General features: G+C 66.7%; 8 protein-coding genes. 6 read left to right on the forward strand and 2 right to left on the reverse strand.

Translation table 11 applies throughout. The features are described 5' to 3' along the window. Positions 1 to 30 precede the first annotated feature (30 nt). Positions 31 to 1,113, forward strand: coding sequence for a GAF domain-containing protein (locus QH290_RS26165; RefSeq protein WP_280385779.1), 1,083 nt, complete (start codon positions 31 to 33; stop codon positions 1,111 to 1,113). On the opposite strand, the gene pgfA is transcribed toward QH290_RS26165, so the two are convergent. Both pgfA and QH290_RS26175 read right to left on the reverse strand, forming a co-directional pair. Then, entirely contained in the window at positions 994 to 1,992 is a 999-nt protein-coding gene (gene pgfA / locus QH290_RS26170; RefSeq protein ID WP_280385781.1) for a cell envelope lipid trafficking protein PgfA, read from the reverse strand. The genes QH290_RS26165 and pgfA overlap by 120 nt on opposite strands. A 785-nt stretch (positions 1,993 to 2,777) precedes the next feature. Beyond that, a complete protein-coding gene (locus tag QH290_RS26175; protein WP_280385783.1) occupies positions 2,778 to 3,614 on the reverse strand; it encodes a class I SAM-dependent methyltransferase in 837 nt (278 codons plus the stop codon). A gap of 107 nt (positions 3,615 to 3,721) precedes the next feature. Between QH290_RS26175 and QH290_RS26180 the strand changes: the two genes are divergently transcribed. The 5 genes from QH290_RS26180 (at position 3,722) to QH290_RS26200 (ending at position 8,181) form a co-directional block, all read left to right on the forward strand. After that, the gene (locus tag QH290_RS26180) at positions 3,722 to 4,894 is read left to right on the forward strand and encodes a GAF domain-containing protein (protein ID WP_280385786.1); all 1,173 of its coding nucleotides are present in this window, start codon (positions 3,722 to 3,724) and stop codon (positions 4,892 to 4,894) included. Between the two features lie 218 nt (positions 4,895 to 5,112). Continuing rightward, entirely contained in the window at positions 5,113 to 5,436 is a 324-nt protein-coding gene (locus tag QH290_RS26185; protein ID WP_280385788.1) for a hypothetical protein, read from the forward strand. 84 nt (positions 5,437 to 5,520) lie between these two features. After that, positions 5,521 to 6,708 (forward strand): hypothetical protein, encoded by a 1,188-nt coding sequence (locus QH290_RS26190; protein ID WP_280385790.1) that lies wholly within the window; start codon positions 5,521 to 5,523, stop codon positions 6,706 to 6,708. A gap of 13 nt (positions 6,709 to 6,721) precedes the next feature. Continuing rightward, positions 6,722 to 7,468 carry a DUF8176 domain-containing protein gene (locus tag QH290_RS26195; protein ID WP_280385792.1) on the forward strand — a complete coding sequence of 249 codons (747 nt, stop codon included), beginning with the start codon at positions 6,722 to 6,724 and terminating at the stop codon, positions 7,466 to 7,468. Between the two features lie 92 nt (positions 7,469 to 7,560). Beyond that, entirely contained in the window at positions 7,561 to 8,181 is a 621-nt protein-coding gene (locus tag QH290_RS26200) for a hypothetical protein (RefSeq protein WP_280385793.1), read from the forward strand. Positions 8,182 to 8,229: the final 48 nt, after the last annotated feature.

An 8,229-nucleotide genomic window follows, 5' to 3' on the forward strand; every position in this document is an offset into this window, starting at 1 on the left:
AACCCGACCGGACAACAACCAGCGGAGACAATGACTGAGCCTGCGATTGATCTGCTCGTAGACACGACCAGCACCGGCGACGAGGTCGCGGTTCTGGCCGAAGGTGGCCGTGACCGGGATTTCCGGCGGTTGTCGAATACTTTGCGCGGTGCTGCCCAGCATCTGGTGGATGACATGGTGGCCGAGGTCCGACGCACCGGCCGCACCGAGCAGCGGCAGGTGAGCGCGCCGGCGTCGGCGGTGGTGGGTGAGACCGTTGCCGCGGCCCCGGTCAAAGGCATCGGCGGCAGCGTGTTCGCGGTGCAGCTGGCGCCGACCGCGGAGGAGGCCGAGCGCCGCGCCGCCGAGCTAGCGGTGTGGGAGTGGGAGATCGGGTTGGAGGACCTGCCGCCGCGGCTGTGGCTCGACGAGCGGTTCCTGGATCTGACCGGCACCGACGCTCAGTTCCGGGATCGGGTCGTTTTCGGTCCCGTGGATTTCTTCCGGCCGATCGTGCGGCTGCGGGATGTGATCCACCTGTGGCAGGGCTTGAAAACGGTCAAGGTCGGCGATACCGGTTCCGGTCGGGTGGCCGTACGTACCAGCACGGGAGAGCTGCGCCAGCTGCACTGGGCGCAGCGGTGCGTGGAGACCGACGCGGGCCCGCGAGTACGTGGTATCTGCCGCGATGTCACCGCCGACTCCGATCCGAACGAAGTCGCCGTGGATCTGATCGAGACGGCGTTAATCGATAAGCTGATGCACCTGCAGGATCGGCCTGGAGAGGATTCGCCTGGCGTGTTCGCTGCGGTCGGCGATCACACGTACCCCACGGCGCCGACCATCATCAAATGGCTCTCCCCCTACATTCCGACGATCGGGCACGGCGTCAGCACCGGCCAGACCCCGGCGATCCATCCCGACACGTTGATGAAGATCCCTGGCTGGCTGGAGGAATCGAAGAAGGGGCCGATCACGGATGTCGGCATGACCAGGCGCGGGGGTGGTGGCTGGCTACAGGTCGCGTTCCACGCCGACATCCTGGACCGCACGGCGTTCCCCACCATCGGCGTGATGATCGTCTACCCCAGTGATGTCTCGGTCGTGGATCCGGGCGGCACGGAGGAGAAGTAGGCCGCCGATCACCGCCGCGATCCCGGCGACCGCGAGCACGATCGGCGCATAGAGGTTTCCCCACCGGATCAATGTGCGCGCCTGGCGCGCGGTGTGTACCGCCTCGGCCAGTGACTGCTCGTCGAAGCGGGTCTGAATGTCGAGGGTGGTGACGGCCATCGGGTCGTCGACGCTGCGGGCCAGGAACCGTCGCACGTGCTCACGTTGTTCGACGATGGCGCCGGAAGTGGGTTCCACCCAGATGTCGCGAATATTGCTGTAGTGCAAGTCGAATCGGGTTTGCTCATCGCCCGGCAGTCCCCACCAGGAGGCGGGCACCGTGGTCTGCATGGTCGGCTGTTCCGGGTAGAGATTGATCGGGCCGATGCTCTGCCGGAAGTGCAGCAGCCGCAGACCGTCCTGCGAGCGGTCATCATCGACATAGTCGATCGGGAAATCGCGACGTGCGGTTGTGTCGAAATACGGGTAGCTCTGCCGTTGCGTGTCGAACGGGAAATGGAACTGAAACCCGCTGCGGGCCACCGGGTCTGCTGGTTTGTCGACCTCGAGCTTGATCTGCCCAACTTGGTCGACCGGCTCGGACGTCGTACGCGAGACGGTGACCGCCTCGGCGCGAGCCGACACCAACGCATTCGGGCCCTGCCGATCGGTGCGCGAGAGCCGGGTTGTGGACACCAGGGTCACGCGATCGCTGTCAGTAGGGTCAGCGGAGACGACCAGAGTCTGCACCCTGATCGGCACGCCGGTTTCGGTGCGCATCTGCCCCCGCATCGCCGCCTTGGTATCGAGCACCGCGGCATTGTCGGCCAGCGACACCGCCTCCGTGCGGACCCCGGCCGGGATCCGCGTCGACCGCGGCATCACGAAGGTCGGCAACAATGCCGCTACCATAAGCGCGGCCACGCCGATTCCGATCGCCACGAGTCCCAGCCACACCCTTACACGCTTTCTCCCCGCTGCCATGGATCGACAGTAAGCCTGAGACCAGCGTTTTCCTGGCTTTCGATGATCTTCGACGTAGACGGCCCCGCAATCACCGAGGTCAATGCACGGTTGCCATAAATATGCTGGACATCACAACAGGCGCGAGCTAATAATGGGTGTACGGCGAGCCTCGCAGCCACATAACTGTTGATCGCCCCTCTGGGCGACTCGACCCGGCGGCAGGTTCCCTTGCGTACCTCTCTGGCGGAGGTTGGAGTACGCCCCTCTTGGCCGTGCTCCCTGCGCGCAGGCGCTGATGTGCCCCAGCAGTTGCTGCTGTCGTGCACTCGTGCGCCTTCCGTGGGATCCGTCCAGGGGAGGTTCCAATGACGACATCGTTCGGCGAACTCCGTCCAGCATCATCATCGACACCGTGTGTTCGACCGCGCTGCTCTGCCGTTCAGACTCACCCCGCTATGCGGGGGTGCCGCTACTGGTCGAACCGGTCTCTGGCCGCGGTACGCCCGGCCGCCGGCCGAGTTATGACTCTGCACCGGGGCCCCGAAACAGTGCCGATGCCAGTGCAACGGTGCGCGCGGTATCGGATGTACGCAGTGCACGCGTCGCTGAGTTCGTCCTGGGTGATGCAGGCCCGGCAGGCTCTGGAAGCCGTGCTCGGCCTGCCGGTGGAGGCACTCGGACTTATCAATTGGCGGCTGGGCGGTGTGCCACGCCCAGATCTAGCGCTCCGCGATATAGACGTGGAACGCGCGCCAGCTGCTGCCTATTCGCCGATGATCGGTGATCGTCAAGCCTGCGGCAGTGATGAACTCGGCGATTTCGGTGAGGGGCCGCAGCAGCATACCTTCCTGCCAGGGCAGCGTGCGCAGGTAGTCGGTGTCACCGAGTCCGACGACCAAGCGCCCGCCAGGCCGCAGCACGCGAGCGAGTTCGCGCAGCGAGTCGCTCAGTTCGACATCGGGGATGTAATAGACGGTGTTGATGGTCGCGGCGCTGTCGAGAGTGTTGTCCAGCAAGGGGATTCGCGACATCGACGCCTCCTCCAAGCGGAGACGGCCTTGCGTGATGGCGTGGCGGTACCGCCGACGCGCACCGGCGATCACGGTGCGGGACGGATCGATGCCATACACGACGCCGGACTCGCCCACCTGATCGAGCAACATGCTCAGACTCCGCCCCCCGCCGAATCCGATATCGGCAACCGTGGTGCCAGGCGCTGTGGCCAGAGCGTTGAGCGATCCGTTTACCGGTCCGCTGTTGGCTCTGTTGAGCAGATGCCCGATGAGCCGACCGGACAACCCGGAAGGTTGGCCGAGTTGAGCAGCGAACCGTCGGAAGAACGCATTCGAGGGCCTCACGACCGCCAGTCTGGCACAAGCCGGTCCGGCTCTGTGTCGCCGCCGCACGCGCTTCACGAAGAAGCGTTGTGGACCTCGCTGCGCGGCAACGCAATTAGCTGCACTTTTCGTCCGTCGAGACGGACCACGCCGTGCCCGCCTCGAGGTCACGGCTGGCCGCCAGGTTTCGGATCGGACTCGATGCCGGGCAGTGCTCATGGATCGATCGCCGACCAGCACACCGCGTTGACCACTCGCCGTTGGCCGCCCGGCGGCGGCATGGGAGATCGGCCGGAGCGGTGCCCACGAATCGAAGGAGGACCGTCATGACACTATCTGCGGAAAATCACTCGAACGTTGTCGCGTCACGGGATGCCGGTGCCCAGCACAACAGCGGTGCGAACCCAGTTCAGCGGGCTGCGAACGGCTCGTCCGGGGCGGGGCGGTTGCGGCCGAGATCGGGTATTGCGCATTCATCGGCGGCGGGTGCCTCGGCTGGTGCGTGCACAGGATTCGGGTTCATTGCCGAGAGTCTCAGCGACATCGGGTCCGAACCGACAGTGATCGCCGATTCGGCAGGCCCGCACCGGTTCCACCGCATGTTCCGCACTCTGCGCGAGACCAACCAACTCCCTATGGCCGCAGGTATTGCGGATCAGGGACTCGCCCTGGTGCACCAAGCGGTTCGCGAGGGCCGGGCGGTGACCACGCACCTGCCGAACGGAGGTCATCGCCTGCGGGCCGACTGCTACCCGCTGGTGGGGCCTTCCGGTGCCGTCCATGCGGTGCGGCTGGAAGCGAGCAAGTCCGAAGGTGGATGCGGTCCGCACTTGCCGCTGATTCCGGTCGAGTTCGACGCCGAGCGGCTGGCCCGGTTCGGCAGCCCCGACGGCCCGATGCCCACTCTGTTCCGCAGCGACACGTCATGGACGCTTCCGGCGTTGCTGGAACATGTTGTGTGGCTGGATAAACGGTTGGATCTGATTGGCCTGTTCGACCCGTTCGAGCCAGCCTCGCGATGGTGCGAAAGCCTCATCGTCGTGGACCCCGTCACGCAGGAGAGGCATCACATGTGGATGGCCGCCCGCTCCGTCATCGGCCCGCAGGGCGTGCCGATCGTGCGGGCAGTGATCGCCGATGTCACAGCTCTGGTTGCGGCCCCGGATCGGGATCCTTTGACCGAACACCTCGCGACCCGCGCCAACCGCGGTCACGGCTCGGCGCTGATGGATCTGCGCACGACACTGATGCACTCGTTCTCCTGCCACGACGACCCGCGCCTGGCCTTGTGGCGGCACCGCAACCCGCAGCTGCATCCCGACGACCTTCCCGCGATCATGACCGCTGTCGCCGACCTTGCCGCGGGCAAGACCACCACCATCACGATGCGGATCCGGTTCACCGGCAACGACCCCTGGACGACGCTGCACGCCACCAGCTCACCATTGATGAATTACGCACGCCCGCAAGCATCGATCGACTTCTGGATCGAAAACTAATCTGCCAATAGTGGTACGAAAGTACCAGAGTTTGCTATACAATAGCAGGTACAACCGAAGACTTCCGGCGATCCGAGGTTTCCGGCGCCGAGTGCCCCACCGGTACTGGCTTGTTCCAGTGCGCGGCCATCACTTCCCTTCTGTGCAGGGGTGGAGTGGTGTGCCATCGGGCCTCGGATTGCCAGCTGTGCCTTTCGAGGTCCGAACCAACACCGTTTGTGTTGTTCGACCCGAAAGGCACTGTCATGTATTCGTCTTGCGATCACCCTTCCCCCGCCGAGCGGCAGCTGGCGTTGGCGATCCTCGCCCACGCCGCCCGTCGTGACGGCCTCGCGCTCGCCGCATCCTTGCGGCTGCTCGCGGATTCCTCAGTCGAGCTGTGCTCGATTGGTGTCATCGCTGGTCTGGTCACCGAATTTCAACGCGACATGGACACCGATCAGCGCGAGTGGCTGGCCCGATGGTTCTCCGGCCAAGCCCTATCCCTGGCTGCCCATGAGGCGGCACAACAGCAGGCGGCCCGAGGCCCGCACGATGCGTAATCCCTTGCCCGCACGTCTACTTCGTTGACTCGGTCGCGCGAGCGAACACTACCGCCGTCCATTCTTGAAGGAACGGAGAATGTCATGTCCGCATTTATTGCCAAACGATCCACCAGTTCAATTACTCCGGCGTTGCTGGCCGCCGCCGGGGAACCGGAGACCCGGCCCACAACCGTCGGTATCTGGGTGGTGTGGTTGCACACCGGGAAACCCGTCCATGTCGAGTCGACCGCGCGCCTGGACGTCGACGTCCCGGTAGCGATACTTCCCGAGGCCGACGAGGCAGTCCTCGTGGCAGCGGCACCCCTCCGGGTTGCCGGCCCGGTCCTCGGCCGTGTCGCTCTCATCTACCAGTACCTGGTGGACAAGGGTGTGCCGGTCAGCGCCGTGCACGTCCCCACCCTGGCCGAAGGCGCAGTGTGGACGACGCTGCCCGGCGGAACCGCAGGGCTGGTACCACCGCTGACCGCCCCGCCGCCCACGCCGCGCCGTTCACTGCTTCCCCACTTCGGCCACCGAGCGGCTCGACGCGGTCTGGTCGCCGCACTGGCACCGATCGTGGCGCTATGCGTGGCCACGGCCGCGCCTGCCGCACCGAGTGGCCAGCCCGGCGTGGCCCCAGCTCCCAACCCAGGGTCCGGTCAGGCCGGTGTCACCGCTCCAGTGACCTCTCCTCCCGAATATCACCCGATCAATGAGGCCGCACCGGCGGGTGGGGATCTGTCCCAGGCCACCGAAGTCGGTACCCCGCCACCGCAGCAACAGCCGACGCCCCTTGCACCGGCACCGCAACCGACCGCAGCGCCTCCCGCTACCGGCCAGAACACCAGCGATCGAGCTGATCGTGTGTCGGCGCTGCCCCAGATGCCCGGCGACGCGACATCGGCTGAGCAGGACGACAGCGCTGTGGCGCCGGAACCCGACCTGATCAGTATCGGCTCGACGGTTCTCCCCCGCCCTGGCTGGCTGCCGCCGACACTCGCCGACCGCGAGCGCAGCGCCAACGAGCTACTGGCCCCACACATGGCACACGCACTGGACCCTGCAGGTCTCGGGGTTTCATCCTTCGATCCGATCTCCGGCACCGACGACGGCTACACCGGCACCGTTCCCGATCAGCTGCTCGCCCCGGTAGCAGACGCATTGACCGAGTCCGACGATCTCGATGCGATGGTGCCGACATCGGTGACGGACGCAGTCACCGCCGTCCTCCCCGAGGTTGAGGAAGCCATCGACGTCGCGTTGGTCCAACTGCAGGCCGCGCTCGGATAGGTGGAGGTTACTCATGACCACCCAGACCAACCGGCTGTCGACACCGCTGACGCCGACCCCGCCGGTCACAGCGTCGTCGTCGAAAGCGGCGCCGACCGCCACCGGCCGTGGTGTCGATGGGCTCGCCGGGAAACCGGCGCAGGTGCCGCAGCGGCTCGCCGAGCGGCTTGCCGCCGGAAGTCTGAGCGCCGACCACGTCACAGGCTCGCGCGCCTACCGGGACGTAAAGGGTCGTGTGCGAGCCCTGATTCCCGCCGTACGGAGGCGGGGGGCGGCCGTGATCGCCGCGGCGGCCATTGCCGGGGCGGCAGTACTGACCCTCGGCCATGACACCGGCACCCGCACCGCCGCGTCAACCACGACGGCGTCGGCACCGCCAACACCGGCAACCGAGACCGTGGTGTCGGGAAGCACACCCGGATGCGCAAGCCCGAGCACCGAATCCACCGAGCCAGCCACTGGGGCGGCTGCCATCGTGCTCTTCGAGTCCGCCTACTACCAGGCGCGCGACGCGCGACTTGCCCGGCAGGTGGTCGCCGACCATGCGTCGGTGCCCGATGCGGCGACGATCCAGGCCGGGATCGACTCGTTCCCGGCGGGGACCGCCTACTGTGCCCGGATCCGTCTGCTGACGGCTGGCCTGTACGCGGTCGAGGTGACCGAAACGCGTCCCGGCGGCGAGGTCGTCTCGTGGTCGCAGCGCGTGACCACCACCGAAGTCGACGGCCGGGCGTTGATCACCTCGATCACGTCCGGATGACCCGCCGAACCAGCACAGCTGCGCGTGTCGAGCTTCAGAGGTAATTCCTTGTCCACCACTAGTTTTCATCACCACGATCGGGGGTGTCCGATATGTTGATCGTTTTCACTGCACTGCACACGGGCTCGGGGGTGACCACCGCCGCCACCACCTTCGCTGCGGCGTGGCCCGGGCCCGGCAAGGCCGTTGTTCTGGAAGCCGACCCGGCCGGTGGCCGCCTCGGTGCCCTGCTGCCCGGTGACCCGCACACGGGCCTGATGAGCCTGGCATGCGGGGCGAGGACCCCGCATCACCCATACCGGATCACCGACCACGCCCGCACGCTCCCGTCTGGAGTGCCGGTGATCGCCGCGCCTGCGACGCCCGGCGCGGTGCATGAGGCGTTGACCGCGACCGTCTGCGATGGCGGACCACATGACGCGCTCGCCAACCGCGACGTCGCGGTGATCGCCGATTGTGGTGTGGCCGACCCCGACTCGGCAGCGGCCCCATTGATGACCGCAGCCGATGTCCTGATCGTGATGGTCCGGACCGATCAGATCGACGCGACCACTCGCGCCCAGCTGGCTCGCGTGGGCGGCTGGGGGCGGCAGCGAGCGCTGCTGCTGGTCGGTGAAGACCCGGCGGGCGAGTTCGCCGGCACTCTCGGAGTCCCTGTCGCCGCGCTCTGGCCCCTCGATCCGGCCGCGGGCCCGGGGACCCGAGCCCGCTGACCCACCCCAGCCCCCCACGGCGGCGAAAAACACACCCCCCCCCCCCAG

The sequence above is a fragment of the Nocardia wallacei genome (assembly GCF_029869545.1).
In the GTDB taxonomy this organism is placed as follows: domain Bacteria; phylum Actinomycetota; class Actinomycetes; order Mycobacteriales; family Mycobacteriaceae; genus Nocardia; species Nocardia wallacei_A.

Excerpts from the sequence above, each read along its gene's own strand:
- QH290_RS26165 (WP_280385779.1), top strand. The coding sequence starts at position 31 with ATGACTGAGCCTGCGATTGATCTGCTCGTAGACACGACCAGCACCGGC.
- QH290_RS26195 (WP_280385792.1), top strand. The coding sequence starts at position 6,722 with ATGACCACCCAGACCAACCGGCTGTCGACACCGCTGACGCCGACCCCG.
- QH290_RS26200 (WP_280385793.1), top strand. The coding sequence starts at position 7,561 with ATGTTGATCGTTTTCACTGCACTGCACACGGGCTCGGGGGTGACCACC.
- QH290_RS26190 (WP_280385790.1), top strand. The coding sequence starts at position 5,521 with ATGTCCGCATTTATTGCCAAACGATCCACCAGTTCAATTACTCCGGCG.
- QH290_RS26175 (WP_280385783.1), bottom strand. The coding sequence starts at position 3,614 with ATGAGCACTGCCCGGCATCGAGTCCGATCCGAAACCTGGCGGCCAGCC.
- QH290_RS26180 (WP_280385786.1), top strand. The coding sequence starts at position 3,722 with ATGACACTATCTGCGGAAAATCACTCGAACGTTGTCGCGTCACGGGAT.